Annotated in this window: 14 protein-coding genes and 1 tRNA gene; 6 read left to right on the plus strand and 9 right to left on the minus strand. The window is 55.1% G+C overall.

Annotation, left to right across the window (positions count from 1 at the left end):
* Positions 1-167 precede the first annotated feature (167 nt).
* The 5 genes from pheP to FFS28_RS07095 all read right to left on the minus strand — a co-directional run bounded on the left by pheP (position 168) and on the right by FFS28_RS07095 (position 6,503).
* Positions 168-1,556, minus strand: a complete 1,389-nt coding sequence (pheP, locus tag FFS28_RS07075; RefSeq protein ID WP_137849151.1) for a phenylalanine transporter — start codon at positions 1,554-1,556, stop codon at positions 168-170.
* A 100-nt stretch (positions 1,557-1,656) separates the two neighbouring features.
* Positions 1,657-3,843, minus strand: a complete 2,187-nt coding sequence (locus FFS28_RS07080; RefSeq protein WP_137849152.1) for a TonB-dependent receptor — start codon at positions 3,841-3,843, stop codon at positions 1,657-1,659.
* A gap of 53 nt (positions 3,844-3,896) precedes the next feature.
* Entirely contained in the window at positions 3,897-4,976 is a 1,080-nt protein-coding gene (locus FFS28_RS07085) for a YncE family protein (RefSeq protein WP_137849153.1), read from the minus strand.
* Between the two features lie 278 nt (positions 4,977-5,254).
* Entirely contained in the window at positions 5,255-5,719 is a 465-nt protein-coding gene (locus FFS28_RS07090) for a YqeJ family protein (RefSeq protein WP_137849154.1), read from the minus strand.
* Positions 5,706-6,503: a winged helix-turn-helix domain-containing protein gene (locus FFS28_RS07095; protein WP_137849155.1), complete on the minus strand. Its 798-nt coding sequence runs from the start codon at positions 6,501-6,503 to the stop codon at positions 5,706-5,708. Before FFS28_RS07095 ends, FFS28_RS07090 begins: the two co-directional genes overlap by 14 nt.
* Before the next feature lie 574 nt (positions 6,504-7,077).
* On the opposite strand from FFS28_RS07095, the gene FFS28_RS07100 reads away from it, so the two are divergent.
* From FFS28_RS07100 to FFS28_RS07110, 3 genes are all read left to right on the plus strand, one after another.
* Positions 7,078-7,518 (plus strand): winged helix-turn-helix domain-containing protein, encoded by a 441-nt coding sequence (locus FFS28_RS07100; protein WP_137849156.1) that lies wholly within the window; start codon positions 7,078-7,080, stop codon positions 7,516-7,518.
* Positions 7,519-7,659: 141 nt separating this feature from the next.
* Positions 7,660-9,597 (plus strand): methyl-accepting chemotaxis protein, encoded by a 1,938-nt coding sequence (locus FFS28_RS07105; RefSeq protein ID WP_249357428.1) that lies wholly within the window; start codon positions 7,660-7,662, stop codon positions 9,595-9,597.
* Between the two features lie 48 nt (positions 9,598-9,645).
* Complete coding sequence (locus FFS28_RS07110; RefSeq protein WP_137849158.1) at positions 9,646-10,488, plus strand: EAL domain-containing protein; 843 nt, start codon at positions 9,646-9,648, stop codon at positions 10,486-10,488.
* A 22-nt stretch (positions 10,489-10,510) separates the two neighbouring features.
* Here FFS28_RS07110 and FFS28_RS07115 read toward each other — a convergent pair.
* Positions 10,511-10,587 (minus strand) — tRNA-Arg (locus tag FFS28_RS07115).
* Between the two features lie 277 nt (positions 10,588-10,864).
* Here FFS28_RS07115 and FFS28_RS07120 point away from each other — a divergent pair.
* From FFS28_RS07120 to fimZ, 3 genes are all read left to right on the plus strand, one after another.
* Positions 10,865-11,563, plus strand: coding sequence for an EAL domain-containing protein (locus tag FFS28_RS07120; RefSeq protein WP_137849159.1), 699 nt, complete (start codon positions 10,865-10,867; stop codon positions 11,561-11,563).
* 24 nt (positions 11,564-11,587) lie between these two features.
* Complete coding sequence (locus tag FFS28_RS07125; protein ID WP_137849160.1) at positions 11,588-12,307, plus strand: helix-turn-helix transcriptional regulator; 720 nt, start codon at positions 11,588-11,590, stop codon at positions 12,305-12,307.
* Positions 12,308-13,114: 807 nt separating this feature from the next.
* Positions 13,115-13,747: a fimbria biosynthesis transcriptional regulator FimZ gene (gene fimZ, locus FFS28_RS07130; protein WP_137849161.1), complete on the plus strand. Its 633-nt coding sequence runs from the start codon at positions 13,115-13,117 to the stop codon at positions 13,745-13,747.
* 51 nt (positions 13,748-13,798) lie between these two features.
* Here the strand turns inward: fimZ and sfmF are convergent, their stop codons facing one another.
* The 3 genes from sfmF to FFS28_RS07145 are packed head-to-tail and all read right to left on the minus strand — an operon-like array spanning position 13,799 to position 17,912.
* The gene (gene sfmF, locus FFS28_RS07135) at positions 13,799-14,323 is read right to left on the minus strand and encodes a fimbria assembly protein (RefSeq protein ID WP_137849162.1); all 525 of its coding nucleotides are present in this window, start codon (positions 14,321-14,323) and stop codon (positions 13,799-13,801) included.
* Between the two features lie 9 nt (positions 14,324-14,332).
* Complete coding sequence (gene fimH / locus FFS28_RS07140; protein WP_390881727.1) at positions 14,333-15,343, minus strand: type 1 fimbria D-mannose specific adhesin FimH; 1,011 nt, start codon at positions 15,341-15,343, stop codon at positions 14,333-14,335.
* A 7-nt stretch (positions 15,344-15,350) separates the two neighbouring features.
* Positions 15,351-17,912, minus strand: coding sequence for a fimbrial biogenesis usher protein (locus FFS28_RS07145; RefSeq protein ID WP_137849163.1), 2,562 nt, complete (start codon positions 17,910-17,912; stop codon positions 15,351-15,353).
* Between the last annotated feature and the right edge of the window lie 2 nt (positions 17,913-17,914).

Consider the following 17,914-nt stretch of genomic DNA (forward strand, 5'->3'; position numbering starts at 1 on the left):
GATTACGTGCGGTCTGGTGCCCTCACCCCAACCCTCTCCCACAGGGAGAGGGAGAAAACCCTACCACGTATAGGCCCGGTAAGCGTAGCGCCACCGGGCAAAGGATTACGTGCGGTCTGATGCCCTCACCCCAACTCTCTCCCACAGGGAGAGGGAGAAAACACGCATCACTTTTTACGTGACAGCTTGAACGCCACAAACAGGAAGACCACCCACACCGGCAGCAGCATGGCGGACAAACGCATGTCGTCGATGGTGCACATCAGCACGAGGATCATCGCCAGGAAGGCGATACAGATGTAGTTCCCCGCCGGGTAGAGCAGCGCCTTAAACTGCGTCTCGCGGCCCTTACGTCGCATTGCCGCACGAAAACGCAGGTGCGCCAGGCAGATCATGATCCAGTTCAGCAGCAGCGTGGCAACCACCAGCGCCATCAGCAGGCCGAACGCCTCTTTCGGCAGCAGGTAGTTGATCAGCACCACCAGCGACGTAATCGCGCCGGAGAGCAGCAGCGAATTCACCGGCACGCCGCGACGGCTGACGCGAGTCAGGAACTTCGGTGCGTTACCCTGGACGGAGAGGCCAAACAGCATACGGCTGTTGGAATACACGCCGCTGTTATAGACCGACAGGGATGCCACAAGGATCACGAAGTTCAGCGCAGACGCCACCACGTTGCTGTTCAGATCGTGGAAAATCATCACGAACGGACTGCTGTCAGATTTCACTTCCACCCATGGATAGAGCGCCAGCAGCACCACCAGCGAGCCGATGTAAAACAGCAGGATACGGTACACCACCTGGTTGACCGCTTTCGGGATGCTTTTATGCGGGTCGCGCGCTTCGGCGGCGGTAATCCCGATAAGCTCCAGCCCGCCGAAGGAGAACATGATCACCGCCAGAGACAGGATCAGCCCCTTCCAGCCCGTCGCCAGGAAGCCGCCGTGCTGCCAGAGGTTGTCGATCGTGGCGCGCTCGCCGCCGTGACCGGAGAACAGCAGCCACAGGCCAAAGCCGATCATGCCGATAATCGCCAGTACTTTGATCAGCGCAAACCAGAACTCGGTTTCACCGTACAGGCGCACGTTAACCAGGTTAACCGCATTAATGATGATGAAGAAGGCGGCGGCCCAAATCCACGTCGGGACGTCCGGGAGCCAGTACTGCATATAGATGCCGGCGGCGGTCAGTTCAGCCATGCCTACCAGCACAAACATCACCCAGTAGTTCCAGCCGGAGAGGAACCCCGCGAACGGCCCCCAGTATTTGTAGGCAAAGTGGGCGAACGACCCAGAAACCGGCTCTTCGACAACCATCTCGCCGAGCTGGCGCATGATCAGGAAGGCGATGATCCCGGCGATGGCGTAGCCCAGCAATACCGCAGGACCTGCAATCTGAATGGCGGGACCGATGCCGAGGAACAGCCCGGTGCCGATCGCGCCGCCCAGGGCAATTAACTGTATATGTCGATTTTGCAAACCACGTTGCAGCGTCGGATGCTGATCCGACGGGGCTTCAGGGCTGTCGTTGCCTGAAGCGGATGACGCGTCTTTCACGTCCTACCCCTGTCTCTTTTTTAGAAGGGGCACGTTTTAACACTTCATGCTGGAGGTAGCAAGGGATTGGGGCATCCCTGCCCCGATAACGAGGTGGAACCTAGAACTCATAGCCCACCGACACCTTAAAGGTGCGCGGTTCGCCCTGAGTGACGTAAGTGCCGGAATCGTCAACGCTGGTCCAGTAATTTTCATTGGTCACGTTGTCGATGCCCGCACGAACGGTCATCTGGTTTTCATTGTGGTTAACGGCGAAGCGATAGCGCATGCCGAGATCCAGCGTGGTGTAACTGTCCAGCTTTTTGCTGTTAGCCAGGTCGGCGTACTGCGTGCCGGAGTGGTTCACGCGCGCGGTCGCGGTCAGGCCATCGATAGGCTTGATGTCGTATTCCGCGCCCAGTACGGCATAGAAGTTTGGAATGCCGATCGCATCGTTGCCCTGGTTGAGGCCGTTGTTGGTTTTGGTTAATTCCGCCTGCAGCCAGGTGGCGCTGGCGTTCAGGCGCATCCCCAGCATCGGCTCACCGAAGACGTTCAGCTCGACGCCGCGGTTGCGCTGCTCTGCATCCAGCCCGTAGCGTTTGGTTTCGCTGTCGAGGATCGCCGACGGCATTTTGATTTCGAACAACGCCAGGGAGCCGCCCACGCGGCCAAAGTCGGCCTTCACGCCCACTTCGTTCTGCTTAGAGTGCACGATACCGGTGCTCTGGCCGTAGTTAACGGCGGTGTTGGGCGCGGTTTCGCCCGGCTGCAGCGCTTCGGTGTGGTTGGCGTAAAGAGAGATCTCATCCCAGGGTTTGTAAACAACGCCGTAGGTGGGCATCCAGCGACTGCCGTCGAAACTGTCTGCCGCATTTTCCGCCCCGGTGATTTTGTTGTAGCCGCGAATAACCACTTTCTGATGACGCGCTCCGGCGGTGAACAGCAGTTTGTCGTCCAGCACGCCCAGCGTATCGCTCAGCAGCCAGCCCTGTGTGCGGGTGCGCCCGCTGGTCAACGGATCGCTGTATTTCCCGCCAGACCCGTTGAAGTTAGTGCTGTCCGGCGCGTCGACGCCGGTATTGTGATAGATGTTGGTGTACGGGTTATCTGCCGCCGCCGACATTTTCCACGCAATTTTCTCGTTTTTGGTCATCGCGGAATACCCGACGTTGACCTTGTGCGACACGAAGCCGGTATCAAAGTTGCCGCGAATGCCCGCCATCCCGCTGACGGAATCGCTGATTCGATTGGTATCGAGCCGGCTGGCCGTGGCCGTGCCGCTCTTGTCCAGCAGCTTCGGCGCGCTGTAAAGCCCTTCTTCATGCGCGTGCTGTGCGCCCAGGCCGGTGTAGGCCGTCCAACTGTCGGTGATATCGTACTCGCTGCGCCACATGCCGAATTCGTTTTCGATATTGCTGTAGGCCCACTTCTGGGAGAAGTTACGGTCGTTTTTCGGCGGCTCCGGCACGAAATCCACCGCCGAGATGTTGACGCTGGTCGGGCTGCCGTGGAAGGTTTTCTTCTGATACCCCAGATCCAGCGAGGTGCGGAACTGGTCGCCTTTGTAATCCAGCCCGGTCGAGAGCAAGGTGGTGCGGCGGCGATCGTTGGCGACAGGCGTTTCCCCTTCACGGTGAACCAGGTTTACGCGTGCACCAAACCGATCGTTGTCGCCAAAGCGACGGCCTGCGTCCAGGGTTGTCCCTACCTGGGAATCCGAGGTGTAGTCCACGCCGACTTTGGCCTGCGGCGTGTCGCCCGCGTGTTTCGGCTCAAGGTTGATCATCCCTCCGACGCCGGAACTGGCGGCACCGTTCATCAGAGAGTTGGCCCCTTTGAAGATCTCAATCCGGTCAACCATCTGCGCGTCGACAACCTGGCGCGGCAGCACGCCAGAGAGGCCGCCAAAGGTCATGTCATCGCCGTCGAATTTTAGCCCGCGAATACGGAAACTCTCCGCGCTGTTGCCGTAACCCTGCACAAACTGCACGCCCGCATCATTAGCGACCACGTCGGCGATAGTTTTCGCCTGCTGGTCTTCCACCAGCTTCGAGGTGTAGCTGATGATGTTGAACGGTACGTCCATGGCGTTCTGCTGGCCGAGCATCCCCATGCGTCCACCGTTGGCAACCTGTCCGTCAAGGAAGGCGGGCACCAGCTGGTCGCCGCCGGGCTTAAAATTGCTGGCGGCGGATGACTGGACGACGATGGTGTCCTCTTTTTTGGTATCCGCCGCCAGGGCGGAGTGCGTAGCCGCGCCGATAGCGAGCGCCAGCAGCGTTTTATGCATTGTGGTGTTGTTCATAAATAACTCATCAAAAGTGCGCGCAAGATTGGCCCGTCGCCGGGCCTTAGAATTTAGTTAAGCGAAATGCGAACGACGCTGTCCGGCCCGTTAGTGGAGTGATCTTTATTGAAAGGCTGTTTAACGGTGACGAACAGGGTCTGGCCATCGGCCGAGAGCAGCAGGCTGTTCGGATTCGGCGGCAGATCCCACGAATGCTTCACGGCAAAAGTGGTGGCGTCCAGGCTTAGTAGTTTTCCGCTTTCTCGCTGAGTGATGTACAGCTCATTGCGTTTGGCGTTGAATTTCACCGCCAGCGAATCGCCCACTTCCAGCTGTTTGATCAGCTCACCGGTGCGGATATTCACCACCAGCGTGGTTTTGGCTTTGGAATTGTCGGTGACAAACAGATGACCGGTGGCAGTATCTTCCGCCAGGTTCAGCAGCAGCGCAGGCTTGTCGCCCAGCGGTTTCCAGCGTTTTTCGATTTTGTTGCTGCGCGGATTGATGACGAGGATCTCGCCGCCGCCGTTAGCCGCGTAAATCCGGTCCGTCTGTTCAGACCACAGCAGCCCGGTCACCCACTGTCCGGCATTCTTGATGGTTTTTTTCAGCTTCAGCGTTTTCGCATCAACCACCCAAATCACGCCCGGATCGCCCACGCCGCCAACGTACAGCGTGCCGTCGTGGAGCATGATTTCGCGCGCGCCGAACGGGAATCCCTCTTTGTTGCGCTCGGTGAACATCAGGCGCTGTTGGATTTTGCCGTCCGCGGTGCTGATGGCGCTAATGCCACCGTCCAGCGAGTTGGTCACATACAGGGTCTGCCCGTCCGGGGAGATCGTCATCGCAAAGTTTTTCAGATCGGTATGGCTGCGCCCGAGGGTTTTCAGCGTGGCAGGATCAAGCTTATAGATCACCCCACCCTGCACATCCTTGAACCCTTCCGCGCTGGCAACGAACAGCGCATCGCCTTTCGGGTTAAGCACCATCTCGTACAGGCCATCAGCCAGGTCGCGTTTTAACACGTCCGTTTGCGCCGGGGCGGTAACGGTTTTCTCAGGAGCCGGGGCGGGTGTGGCCGCTTTCTGCGCTGCACAGCCGGAAAGAGAAGCAGCGACGAGCAGCGCCAGCGCAGACATTTTTTTGGTCATCAGGAACATCCTTTACCGTTCAAAGATTAGCGGGCGGGGATCTGCGTCGCATGTGGCTGCGATTGGGTGATGAAGGCAGGCTGTAAGGCCAGAGCAGGATCCACCGTTGTACTCAGTGTTCCGTGTGAGGCCTGCTCACTGTTTATGCGGGAAGAGTCCGTCTGCGCCCGCAAACACTAAAGAGAATGAGAACTATACTCATTATACTTTTATGATCAAGTGTAAATCTGCGTAACGTCTTCAATTAAAAGGAACGCCGGGATGAGGGGTATTCCCCCTCAGTTTTTTGTGCAGTAAAACGCCGGCGAGTTGCCGAAACGAAAGAGATAGCTGGAGGCATTCATCGGAACAATTTCCAGACTAATGCCGCGATCGCGGTGATGGAAGAAATCGGGGATATAATGACGATAGGCTTCGTCTTTTTTCGGTAATTCATTCGTATCGCTGGAGATAAGGATAACGCGTCCATCTTCACGCCAGAAACGGAAAGCCACTTTATTACTGACGGTTATTGGGGCCTGCCCTGCCTGCCGGTATTCTCCCGTGGAATCATAATCGCCCGTACCATTATGAAAAGAAAACGTCATCACGGTGTCTACCCATGCGCTGTTTTCCACGATAATTAAATGCCCCTCACAGGAAAAGTTATTCTGCTGATAATGCAAATAACCTGCATAAAGCAGCGGGGCAACAATCGCCAGCATAATGGCCAACCAGCGCGCGGTGAGGTTAGTCATTTTCATAATATTGCTCCCGGTACAATATCGATTCACACTGTGCCCCTGCCGCCTCAGCCATTTTATCGCAGACAATTACCGACGTGCCCTGCTGATAATGATTGAGTGTGATATAAACCCGCCCTCCGGCGCTGCACTGAACCGGGTAGCGTTTAACCAGCGAGGTGAATTTATTCTGGCTTTGCATTTTGTCATGCAGTGAGGAATATACGTCACACCCCTCGACGTTGCCGATAAAATGATAGTCTGCAAACGGCGCATCACCCGGTTTTAATTGCTGATAGAGCACGAAACCGCTCATCAGAAAAAGAAGCGCGGCAATGCCGTAGGCTAATTTGGATGAAAACAGGTTTTTGCGCGGGCGCACAACGGGTGCGGGTAAATACGCCTTTTCTTCCTCAGGCTGGCCGTCTTTCGGGGCCGATACAGCAGGCAAAATAAACTCTTCGAGCGTACCGGACTGCAGATCTGCAACTGCCTTAAATCCCTCCTTTGGCACGGTCTGGACGATATTTTCTGCCAGGCCCACGGATTTAAGCGCCTTACGGATGGAGGCAATCGTCTGGTAGAGCGCATTAGTGGTGACAATCGCCCCCTGCTTTTCCCACACCGCCGAAAACAGATAACGCTGTGTCAGGACATCGCCGTTGTGTTCCAGCAGCAGGAGCAGGCACTCACTGACCGGGCCGTGCAGCAGCACCGCGCGATTGGGATAGCCATCACGCGGGCCAAGCCGACGTTTGTCTGGCTCAAACAGCACCGAGCCATTGATCAGAAAAACTGGCCTCATGGCGACCCCACAACGGGTAAAAAAACGTGCGATACATTCATCAACGTTATGTTGCCCTTTCCGTTAGAATTATCTGATTCAGAATTTAATTGTTATTAATCAACAAACTGCATTTTATAGCGCGCGGCTGTTTCGTTTTTCAGCGCACCGGGCGCCCTCTCCTGAATCAGTATAAATCATTTAACTTCACTCCTGTTTTTTGCCGCGAAACCGTAATGTCAGGGTCATGGAATTAAACCTGTCGCAGCGGGCTTTTACGGCAGGCCACGACAGAGAAATATGCTATGTATAAGTCAAAATATGCATTTAAATCTTGAGGCGTAGATCGGATATGCAATTTTAGGCCAAAACAACGCCACAAAGCCATTAATTAGAATATTGCACCAAAAATATGACTTATCTCGACAAATACTCTATGACAGAGGGGCTTCCCGTTGGTTTTACATAGCGCATAGGGTTGTGTATTGGAAAGCATTCATAGCAGCCATATAATCCTCCACACAAACGGTATGGATAATTTCGACACTTATATGTAGGAGTGCGTGCTCGTCTTCATTTAATACAGGTATATGATATGGGCTATCGTCTATACGGATTTATGATTGGTGATGAAATTCATTTCGACATTGCCAACCGCAGGCTATACCGGCTTACGGGCAGTCATACCGAGAAGAGCATCGCTTTCGCATCAATCTATTTTAACGAAACGATGTTACGACTGTTTCTGTATCTGCTGCAAAATGGCAGAGAGAAACCGGTCAGCAAAGAAGAACTTTTTGAAGAAATCTGGGAGGCGCATAATCTCAGCCCCTCCACACAGCGATTATGGCAGGTTCTGCACAATCTCAATAATAAGCTACGCCTGCTTGGCCTGCCAGACGACTTTATTCGCAATATTAAAGGGTGCGGTTACATCGTTAATTACCCTGATGTAATCCCCGTTTATTACAGAATGAGCGAACTCCCGGCTCACTCTGTTAAAAAAGAGGAGAAGACAGATACCCTGAATGAGTGATGTCACTTCAGGTGTTTGCCCTGAACACGCAAGTGTGAGGGGCATTTTTTTATCTTACTCCCTCATAATTATAAATTACCCCCATTAATGCTGGTGATGATAGCACTGTTGTTCGGTTATAACCGACGCTGGAAAAAACATATGAAGATATTAAATAGCTTTATTAATTTAAAAGTCAGTAAAAAATTATTCTTCGGATTCTCCGCTGTCCTGCTGATCACAGCAGCCATTCTGACCACCGGATTATTTGGCTTGTTTAACGTCCAGGACAAGGTAGAAAAAAACGGGCATACCACGGATCTCTTTAACGCCTTGTCGGCCGTGCGCCTCAACCGGACCAGCTATCAATATACGCTGGATCAAAAATATCTCGACCAGACCAACGCCGCCGCGCAGAGCATGCAGGCGACGGTTGCTCAGCTGGAAAAGTACGACTGGACGGCCGACGGTAAATCGACCGTTGATAACACCGCCAACGCCGTAAACAGCTACGTTGAGACGCTGTCACTGTTTACGAAAGCGCTGGTTGAAAAGAAGGCGAGCGAGGCGAAGCTCAACACCCAAAGCCTGTGCGATAACTCAGGGCTTGCCTCTGCCCTGAGCCGCAACGGTATCCTCCCGCCGCAGCAGGCGCTGACGGCTGCTCAGGTGGCCTTCACCATGAGCGATATCGATTCGCAGGTGACGCTGTTCAAACAGCATCCGAGTGATGGGCTTAAGCAGGAGATCGTTTCACGCCTCCAAAGCGCTAAAAACGACGCTGAACAGCTGATGCCGTTCGTGCCTGAAGAGCAGAAAGCCTGGTTACTCGCCAGTCTTTCGGATACGAAGCGTATCGGTGGCGAACTGGATCACTATAAAGACGTCTGGTCGGATCAATCTACTTTGTCGGATGAACTGAACCTGAAGGCCGCTACGTTAACGCAGGCTATACAGACGATGTTCACCCGTCAGCAGCAGAAAGTGTTTGATACCGTCGATCATATTCAGATGCAGATGGTCCTGGTCGCAGCCATTGGGATCGCGCTAGGTATGCTGTTGGCTCTCGCCATTACCCGCTCGATTACGCGTCCGCTGAACGAAACCCTGCGCGTGGCAGAGCAGATTGCCAAAGGCGACCTGACCAGCACCCTGACCAGCACACGTCGTGACGAACCGGGCCTGCTGATGCAGGCGGTTGATACCATGAACACCAACCTGAAAAACATCATTAACGACGTTCGGGATGGAGTGGATAGCGTAGCGCGTTCTTCGTCGGAAATCGCGGCCGGCAATATGGATCTTTCGGCGCGCACCGAGCAACAATCCGCGGCCGTGGTGGAAACCGCCGCCAGCATGGAGGAGTTGACCTCGACCGTCGCGCTTAACGCGGAAAATGCCAACCACGCGCGGCTGCTGGCTGATGAAGCATCGCAAAATGCGACCGAAGGCAGCGCCATCTCACAAAAGGTGATCGATACCATGAAAAACGTGCGCAGCAGTTCGCACCGTATTTCTGAGATTACCACCGTGATCAACAGCATCGCTTTCCAGACCAACATCCTGGCGCTGAATGCCGCTGTGGAAGCCGCTCGCGCGGGCGATCAGGGCAAAGGCTTTGCGGTGGTGGCAGCCGAAGTGCGCACGCTCGCCCAGCGCAGCGCGCAGTCGGCCAAAGAGATTGAAAACCTGATCCACGAGTCGGTGGTGCACGTCGATACTGGCTTTAACCTGGTAGAAAGCGCGGGCGATGCCATGTCGCGCATTGAGACCTCCGTGGCGCAGGTGCGCGACATCATGAGCGAAATCGCCGCCGCCACCGATGAGCAAAGCCGCGGTATTTCGCAGATTGCACAAGCCATGGCGGAGATGGACACCACCACGCAGCAGAACGCTGCATTGGTGGAAGAATCCTCCGCGGCGGCAAGTTCGCTGGAAGACCAGGCCGTACAGCTGGAGAAAGTGGTGTCGATTTTCCGCGTCTCGAAAGATAACGCCGGGCATGCGGAAAAACGCCGGGTAAATGGCGCCAGTACCGCCACCGCGACCACGATGAAACGTCCCGCAGCCAGCGACCAGGACGACTGGGTCAAATTTTGATAACTCCCGCGCGGTTGCCCTGAGGGCAACCGCGCATTGAAGGCCACCATGACTACCGTAACTAAATCACCCTCTACCCTGCTCTCCGGGGTCAGCACGCTGCTGGCCCGACTTTTTCCTCCGGCGCCCGAGAAAGCGCTGAGCGTCGCCATTCATCAGCGCCAGATCGTGCCGGTTTATCAGCCTTTCTTCGACAGCCAGACGGGCAACATCGCGGGCGTAGAAGTGCTGGCCCGCTGGCGGCACCCGCTGTACGGCAACGTTGCGCCGGACATTTTTATCCCGCTGGCGGAGGAGCATGATCTGATTGCCCCTCTGACCCATTATCTGATCCAGCAGGTCATTGCCGAGCTTCGCCAGCCGATCCCTCTCTTCCCTGAGGGGCTTTACATCAGCCTTAATCTCAGCCCGCATAACTGCCTCGACCCGCATTTCAAAACGGATTCGCTCGATCTGTTAAATGCCCTCGCCGCCAGCCAAGTGCAGGTGGTGGTTGAGATCACCGAAAGGCATCCGCTGCATTTCACCCCGCAGCTAAGCGAGTGGTTTGCCACGCTGCGACAGTCCCGTATCGCTATCGCGCTGGATGACTTCGGCACGGGCTATTCGAACCTGTCATACATCCACGCCCTGCAACCGGAGTTCATCAAGATCGACAAACTGTTCGTCGGTCAGGTCCGCGAGAACGGCGACACCCGCCTTCTGGATAGCCTCATCAATCTGGCTAAAAATATGGATCTGCGGATCATTGCGGAAGGGGTCGAGACGCAGGCTCAGGCCGATTATCTGCGCGTAAAAAATTGTGATTACCTGCAAGGCTATTACTTCTGCAAACCGGTGCAAATAGATGAGCTGGTGAGTTTGGTCAGCCGGGCGGCAGAGACGGTGTAAGGGGGAAAATGCTGAGTGAGAATGGTACGCCCTGTAGGATTCGAACCTACGACCTACGGCTTAGAAGGCCGTTGCTCTATCCAACTGAGCTAAGGGCGCACGGAGACGCGTGCACGTCGTGGTGGTGAAACGCGTGGAATTATACGGTCAATGGCAGGTGAGTCAATGCCTTTTCCCTCATATCCGCCGATAACCCGTAGTGGTTTGTAAATAAGGCTGTTTTTTCAACATTTCCCTCCGCGCTTCGCCCCTTTTATCACTGCGAAAAGTCCTGGCCGCAATTAAGTAACGCCCGCTGTTTTCCACTGCCTCACCTCGTCACACTGTTCATCAGTATCACGGCCACAGGGTGGCAGGCAGAGAACAGGACAATGGAGTGACAACGCAAAACCCGGTACGTAACCCTTCCTGCTTTCAGCCTCTTTCCCACTGCATCATCGGCATCAAGCTTGAGCCTGTTGTTGCCCTCTCTTCTTCGCGTCAGGTCGGCGCTGAGGTGCTCAGCATACTGGCGGAAGACCGGCAAAATGAGTCCTTTTTTCGCGATCAAACCGCAGAGCAGTCGCTTATGCTGCTGGAAGCGCAGCTGACGGCGCTAAAAAACGCGGTCGGCTGTCACAATCTTTTCGTCAATTTGCCGATAAGTGTCATAACCGTGGCAGAAACATATCAGCGTTTACTCGCGCTGGGATGTCCGCCCCTGAATATCGAGATCGTCGACCCGGCAACCGTCCTCACGCTGTCGGATCCGCAACGTGAGAATGTCCGCCGACGCCTGCAGCGGCTGAGGCGTCTAGGCCACCGCATTTGGCTGGATGACGTTGATGAAGCGTTAGTCCGGTCATTTTTATCCTGTCGGCTACCGTTGCAGGGCGTCAAAATCGATAAATTCGCCTTCTGGCGGCTTCGGGAAAAGCCCGCGCTGGCCGCGCTGGTGGCACAGTGTTCGCAGCTTGCCGCCAACGTGCTTATCGAAGGGATTGAGACAGACAGGGATCAAGCATGTGCATTACAGGCAGGCGCGAGATTCGGTCAGGGGTATCGCTGGCCGTCCTGGAAATGGCCGGAGGACTAAGCGGTCATCGCCGAGAGGGATGCTATGCGAATGACAGTACGCCGCTACAGGCGTCGTCGGACAGGAAGTGATTCACTGGGATTTACGCTCTCACCTTTTGCTCCCCCCTTTTTCGATCGCCTCGAATTTTTGAGTCAGTCTATTCATCAGGCTCGCAAAACTGACGCCCCTTTTATGCTTCTGGTCACCGAGGATAACTTTCTGCGCGCGGGGTTTCTGCACGGCCAGTCTCCTGTGAGCAACTGCTGTGAGTACACCACGCTGGACGCAGCGCTGAACGCGCTTCATCTTTGGCCTTCCGCACGCCTGGTCGTGGATATTTATAGCCAAACCTCGACGCTTATCGACAGACTGGACCCGTTGCGCAGGCTGAGCCTCTACCCGCCTTTTATTAAGCCGTACCTGCTGATCCGCGCTGATGATTACGATGCCCGTCTGTTTTGCCAGGCCGCCGGCCCTTTTCACATTCTGGAACGTCAGCTCTCGCTTACCGCCCTGCACAAACAATTACTGGAGCCTTCCCCGCTCTCCGGCAGCAAGAAAGAGTGGTTTTCCCGCAGTGAATGGCCCCTGCTGCAGGATCTCGCGCGAGGTCTTTCGCTGCGCCAGATTGCACTCCTGCACAATCGCCCTTACAGCCGCATTGTTTATCGTCTCAGCTGCATCCTGACAAAACTGGGGTTAAATCACCGTCAGCAGCTTTTGCATCTTCTTAACAACCTCACAAACGTTACTATTAACTGACGCACTAAGCTCTTCATTCCTAAAGACCTTTAAGAAAGTACTTAACACACATGTTAATAAAATGTTTAATTTTAACTATTGAGCAATAATTACAACTATTCCTAATCTACGCCTTTAAACACTGTTAAATACTGCCAAAATGTTAAACAGGAGCATTTTAATCCATGCGTTAACCTATTCGATATAACGTTAAAAAGTTGATAATGATGTAAAAACAAGCAGCTTAGCGTAATACCGGGAGAGCCGGAGATTAACAAATCAGCAGATCCTGCTGCGCCCTGCGCCGTGATTACGGGCGTGGCGTTCGCTATTTCAAATGAAGGTAAGCGGTGCAGAAAGTGAAGAAATCTGAGTTTGACGGAGGCGGGAGGGGGTCTGTTTTTTAACCTGATAATTTAACAAACGATCAACATATAGTGGTATCTTTTATTTTTTGTTATTACATACAGATGAAAAATTGCAGTAAAGGGAATAACAGGACATTTCCGCTAAAATTAAAATCTCTGGCCTTGCTCTCCAGAACATAATATCCATCAATATGCCGGAATTAATTTACAGGCTTTTCGGAGAAAACTTACACGGTATAATAGGACGCGTTTCAAATATGAATAAGAAAAACCTCTTTGCCATTATCCATTAAATGAGATACCGACACGGAGGAATTGTTCTTCTACTACGTTAACAAGGATGCTTTCGCTCTTTCCAGGGAAATACTACCGTATAAGGATCTGCACACTTATCCTTCCGGCTTTTCGAGAGTTTTAGCAAAACTCAGCATAACGCTTTTAACAATCTGAGGCATAAAAAATGAAACCGGCATCCGTTATCATTATGGACGAACACCCTATCGTCAGAATGTCGATAGAAGTCCTGCTACAGAAGAATAGTAATATCATCATCAAACTCAAATCAGGAGACAGCCATGAAGTGCTGGACTGCGTGCGTAACCATGATATCGATCTGGTGATCCTCGACATTGAGCTTACAGGGACAGATGGTTTCGCATTACTTAAGAGAATCAGGAACTTAAACAAAAACATCAAAGTGCTTTTTCTCTCGTCCAAATCCGAGGCCTTTTATGCCGGTCGCGCCATTCGCGCCGGAGCAAACGGTTTTGTCAGTAAACGAAAAGACTTAGGTGAGATTTACAACGCGGTGGAAATGATCCTCAACGGCTATTCGTTTTTCCCTTCAGAGACGTTGAGCTTTATAAATCATTTGGGCTCGCGCACCGGCGCTGCCGTGGATATGCCATTATCAAATCGTGAGGTGACGGTACTTCGTTATCTGGCGAATGGATTATCGAATAAGGAGATTGCCGAGCAGTTATTATTAAGCAACAAAACAATAAGCGCCCACAAATCCAATATCTATTCCAAGCTGGGCGTGCAAAGTATTGTTGAGTTAATTGATTACGCGAAAGCGCACGAATTGCTGTAACCTGAATTCACTCCCTGCAACTTATGTGAGTTGCAGGGAGTGCGGTCAGCGCTAATTATAATTAATCATAAAGGTCGCATCGGCATCCGCCCGACCGGGCTGGGGATTATCGGCCGTGGCAATATAATTGGCATAGAACGCCAGCTCAGCATTTCCCAGCGCATCCACACTAACAGGCTGGCTGGCCTGCTCCAGCGCCAGGCGCGTTTTATCCCGATCGCGGATCTCCACCGCGACATGTGTGGCATCACTCGCCTCGTTTAACCCCAGCAGGCTGTTGTCACTCCCGTCCGCTTTGCCCGAAAAGGTTATGGACGCCGCCCCCGGCGGGCAACCGGTCAACTTCAGCGTAAACGGCATTGGCTGCGTGCGGCTGCCGGTGGTTCGGAGCTGTTTGGTCGGCCAGGTGCCAAGCGGCACAGTTTTGTCGCTGTCGCTGCCCTCCGCCACGCAGGTGAAATCGACGATATTGCCGTAAAGCTGGATGTTAATTTCCCCCAGCGCCGTGTTTGCCCCTGCACTGGCGTGGAACATCAGCAGCGCTGCCGCTGCCGCATATCGGGTGACACTCCGCATCACGCCTCCTTAATCGTAATCCACGCGCAGATAACCGCGCGAGGTGAAGCGGCCTTCCGCCGGCTTATTGCCCGTCACGCTTACCGGCCAGGCGCGGATCCCCACCTGCGCCTGCGCGTTGTCGTCCAGACGGAACGGAATTTTGCTGCTCAGGCTGTTAGGCGTTAATGGCGTACCGCTGTCGTTGGCAATGATAAACCCCACGTCCTTGTTGTCGGACACCAGCATATTACCGTTCACGCTGCCGCTATCCGCTTCGATACGCATCGTCAGGTAGGCGTTCGCCTCAACGTTGGTGCATTTAATGGCAACGGTTTTGCTCTGGGGCGAAACCTTTTGCGGCCGGTTGCCTGCCCCCGCCTGGCTGAACAGCGACGCGCCAATATCGCCGAAGTCGAATTCCACAATCTGCCCTGCGTTAATGGCGCAGCTCTGCGGCACCTGAATGGTACCGCTGTAGCTGATGGTGTAGACCGGCGTACCGTTGATGGGGTCCGATGACGATGTCGTGACGTAAACGCTGAACATCGTCTCACGCGGGATCTCCACCATATTGATGAAGCGGCGCGTCACCTTGAGCCGGAACACCAGGTTGGAGTCCTTTACCGGAAACGGCTTATTTTTAGCCACATTAGGGTGGCTGCCCATCTGGATAAAATTTTGCGGGGGATAAAAGGCCCCGGCATAGCTGTCGGTTATCTTCATCGCGCCGTCGAGGTAGTCATTCAGCTTAAGATACTTGTAGCCATCAATGGTCGAGGTCGGGGTGAATCGGGTCACATAGCTGCGCTTGGTCGTGGTGCCCGTCGTGCCTTTAGGACACACCGCGTTTACCCCTACCCACTGCGATTTTTGACCCAGCGTGACGATCTGACCCACCTGGTTATTTGAGCTGTTAAAGGTATCGGTCAGGTCGTAAAAAATATCCGTCGGCACACCGTTTTCATTTACACACACCGTCGCCAGCGCGTGTGTAGCCGGAAGGCTTACCAGCACGAGCGCCAGCAGGCCGCGGCGAATAGTTCGTTTATCGATCACAAGAGATCTCCTGTTGTGCAATCGCCTGTTGCAGGCTCTCTTCCGGCAGGCTGTAAGACGCCCGGCACTGCATGCTTGCGCCGTTGCCCCACTGAATGAGCAATTGTCCCTGGAGCGGGAGGCCGCTTAAGTAAATTTGCCCGTCATCGCCGACCATGCTGGTCACGCCGCTTTGCGTTTCGCGCACCACGGCACCAAACGGTACCGGCTGGCCGTTGCGCTTCACGGTCAGCAAGGCGCGCACGCCGATGCGGGTATCGAAGCTGGCGCGGACCAGCGCGCCTTTGGTCGGCACCACGCTCGACACGTTGTTTTCGATGTCGGTGTTGTTGCTCATGGAGTTGACGTCCAGCGCCACGCGGTTATAGCGGTAGACGGTGGCGTACGGCATGACCGCGTAGCCGCGCCAGTCGGTTTTGACCCCGGTCTGGTTCTCCACGCTGACGCCCGTCGCACCCGGCGCTTTGATCAGCACGTTGGTGTCGCCCAGCGGCTGGCTGAAGGTCACCCCATCGGCATGCCCGACCACGCCGCCCGACAGCTGCCAGTTGAGGTCGTGCTGGTCGCGGGCGTAGTTGTAGCCAACGCCCAGCGTGCCGTAGGTCGCCTGCCAGTTCGCGCTGGCGCTACCGCTTGAGCCGTTATGGCTGGTGTGGCCCTGGCTCACGCTGTAGTTGAGGTTGCGATCCTTGAGTAAGGTTCCGCTGATCCCGGTTTGCCAGCTGGTATCGCCGTCGCTATTGCGGCTGGCAGACGCCGTGGCGTAAGCGCGGTCTAGTGCGCTATCGCGGCGATAGCCGTGGCGGGTAAAGAGGCTGAACGGCACAGAAACGTTAAACGAGGCGATGCGGTCCGTCCCGTCGATACCGACGGCCTTATTCCACGACCAGGAGACGGAGTAGCTCACGCCCTTCATCCCGCCCGAGTAGCCGAGCTGATACCAGAGGTTCGACTGATCGGTGCCCCAGTAGGTTTGCTCGCTGCCGGAGACATAAAGCGAGCCATAGTCCCCCAGCGACTGAGAGATATTGAGCTGGAAGCGCCCTTTTTTATTCCACGTCAGGTTGTGATAGCTCTGCACATCCGGCACGCCGTCGTTGTCTTTGCTGTCGCCGTACTGATAGCCCTCCATGGAGCGCCAGGCTACGTCGTCCAGGGTGTAGAAGCCTTTGGTTGAGTAGCGATAGCCCAGCAGCTGGAAGTTGGTGCCGAAGCCGTTTAAGGATTTCGCATACAGGAAACGCAGGGACTGCCCTTCGTGGCGACTGTCGTCCGCCAGTTGGCTGCGGGCGTGGGTGAGATCGAGCGAGACCGCCCCCCAGTCGCCCAGGTTTTTCCCCGCGCCGATAGCCAGCGCGGTGTAACGCGATGCCAGCTGCGTGCCGCCGTACAGCGTATAGCCCTCATTCAGCCCCGCAATCAGCGTACCCTGGGTGAAGAACGGCGTATCCTGCTGGCTGTTGCCGCTGCGGTAATCCCCCGCCACCAGATCGTATTTCCAGCGTCCTTCGCGCTGCAGCAGCGGTACGGTGGAGTACGGCACGGTATAGCGCTGGTTGCTGCCGTCTTTCTCCTCAACTGTGACCTCAAGGTCACCGCTGGATGATGTCGGGTTCAGGTCGGTAATGGCAAACGCGCCCGGCTGCACGTAGCTTTGGTAGATGACGTAGCCGTTCTGGCGGATCACCACTTTGGCGGGGGTACGGGCGATACCGCGCACGGTTGGCGCGTAGCCCTGCAGGCTGTCCGGATACATGCTGTCGGAGGAGTACAACCGCCCGCCGCGGAAACCGAGGCTGTCGAACACATCGTTGCCGGTATTGCTGTCGCCCAGCACCAGCTCGCTTTTGAGAGGAATGACCGTGCGCTGCGCCCAGGTGCCGATATTTTGCCAGTCACTGCGGCGCTGGCCGTTGCTTTGGGTGTAGCGCCACGCGCCGTTGTTACGCAAGCGCCAGGCACCGTAATTCAGCCCGCTTTGCAGGTTCAGGTAGTAGCTGTCATCGTCGCTTCCCCGGTTGCCGGTAAAGCTGTAGTTCACCAGCGCGGCGGGGATCCCCTCGTCCCACTGATCTGGCGGAATGTACCCGCGCGCGCTGTTCTGCATCGCCACCTGCGGCAGGCTGACGTCGAGGCGCTGTGAGGCAAAGTTGAACGCCGCTTCGCTGCCCGGAATCGCCGTCGTTAGCGGGACACAGGTGTCTCCCTGCACGTTAGCCAGCTCAGGGAAGGCGGCAACGTTAACCCCAAAGCGATCGAGCATTGCGCGGGTAATGCACGCCGACAGTCCGCCCGCCACGGGCGGCGTGTTCTCGGCCTGCTCAAAACGAACATCCTGCGTGCCGATGAACTCATCGTTACGCCAGATATCCACGCGGTAGACGCCCGGTGCCTGCTGGTGACCCTGCTCAAAGCGCGACAAATCCGCCACGTTAGCGGTGTCGTCGGACAAAAATGCCGGGTTGAAATAACTTTCGCTCCAGCCGGTGTGCGGCCAGAGCGTTGTCATCAGTGCCAGTGCAACCGGGCAGTAACGCCATTGAGTGTTCATCG

The organism is Enterobacter sp. 2VL (genome assembly GCF_005503595.1).
In the GTDB taxonomy this organism is placed as follows: domain Bacteria; phylum Pseudomonadota; class Gammaproteobacteria; order Enterobacterales; family Enterobacteriaceae; genus Enterobacter; species Enterobacter cancerogenus.

Bases quoted from the DNA above. Each gene is read 5' to 3' on its own strand.
- FFS28_RS07085 (WP_137849153.1), bottom strand. From the start codon at position 4,976: ATGACCAAAAAAATGTCTGCGCTGGCGCTGCTCGTCGCTGCTTCTCTT.
- fimZ (WP_137849161.1), top strand. From the start codon at position 13,115: ATGAAACCGGCATCCGTTATCATTATGGACGAACACCCTATCGTCAGA.
- FFS28_RS07110 (WP_137849158.1), top strand. From the start codon at position 9,646: ATGACTACCGTAACTAAATCACCCTCTACCCTGCTCTCCGGGGTCAGC.
- sfmF (WP_137849162.1), bottom strand. From the start codon at position 14,323: ATGCGGAGTGTCACCCGATATGCGGCAGCGGCAGCGCTGCTGATGTTC.
- FFS28_RS07100 (WP_137849156.1), top strand. From the start codon at position 7,078: ATGGGCTATCGTCTATACGGATTTATGATTGGTGATGAAATTCATTTC.
- FFS28_RS07125 (WP_137849160.1), top strand. From the start codon at position 11,588: ATGCGAATGACAGTACGCCGCTACAGGCGTCGTCGGACAGGAAGTGAT.
- FFS28_RS07090 (WP_137849154.1), bottom strand. From the start codon at position 5,719: ATGAAAATGACTAACCTCACCGCGCGCTGGTTGGCCATTATGCTGGCG.
- FFS28_RS07105 (WP_249357428.1), top strand. From the start codon at position 7,660: ATGAAGATATTAAATAGCTTTATTAATTTAAAAGTCAGTAAAAAATTA.
- FFS28_RS07145 (WP_137849163.1), bottom strand. From the start codon at position 17,912: ATGAACACTCAATGGCGTTACTGCCCGGTTGCACTGGCACTGATGACA.
- FFS28_RS07080 (WP_137849152.1), bottom strand. From the start codon at position 3,843: ATGAACAACACCACAATGCATAAAACGCTGCTGGCGCTCGCTATCGGC.
- FFS28_RS07095 (WP_137849155.1), bottom strand. From the start codon at position 6,503: ATGAGGCCAGTTTTTCTGATCAATGGCTCGGTGCTGTTTGAGCCAGAC.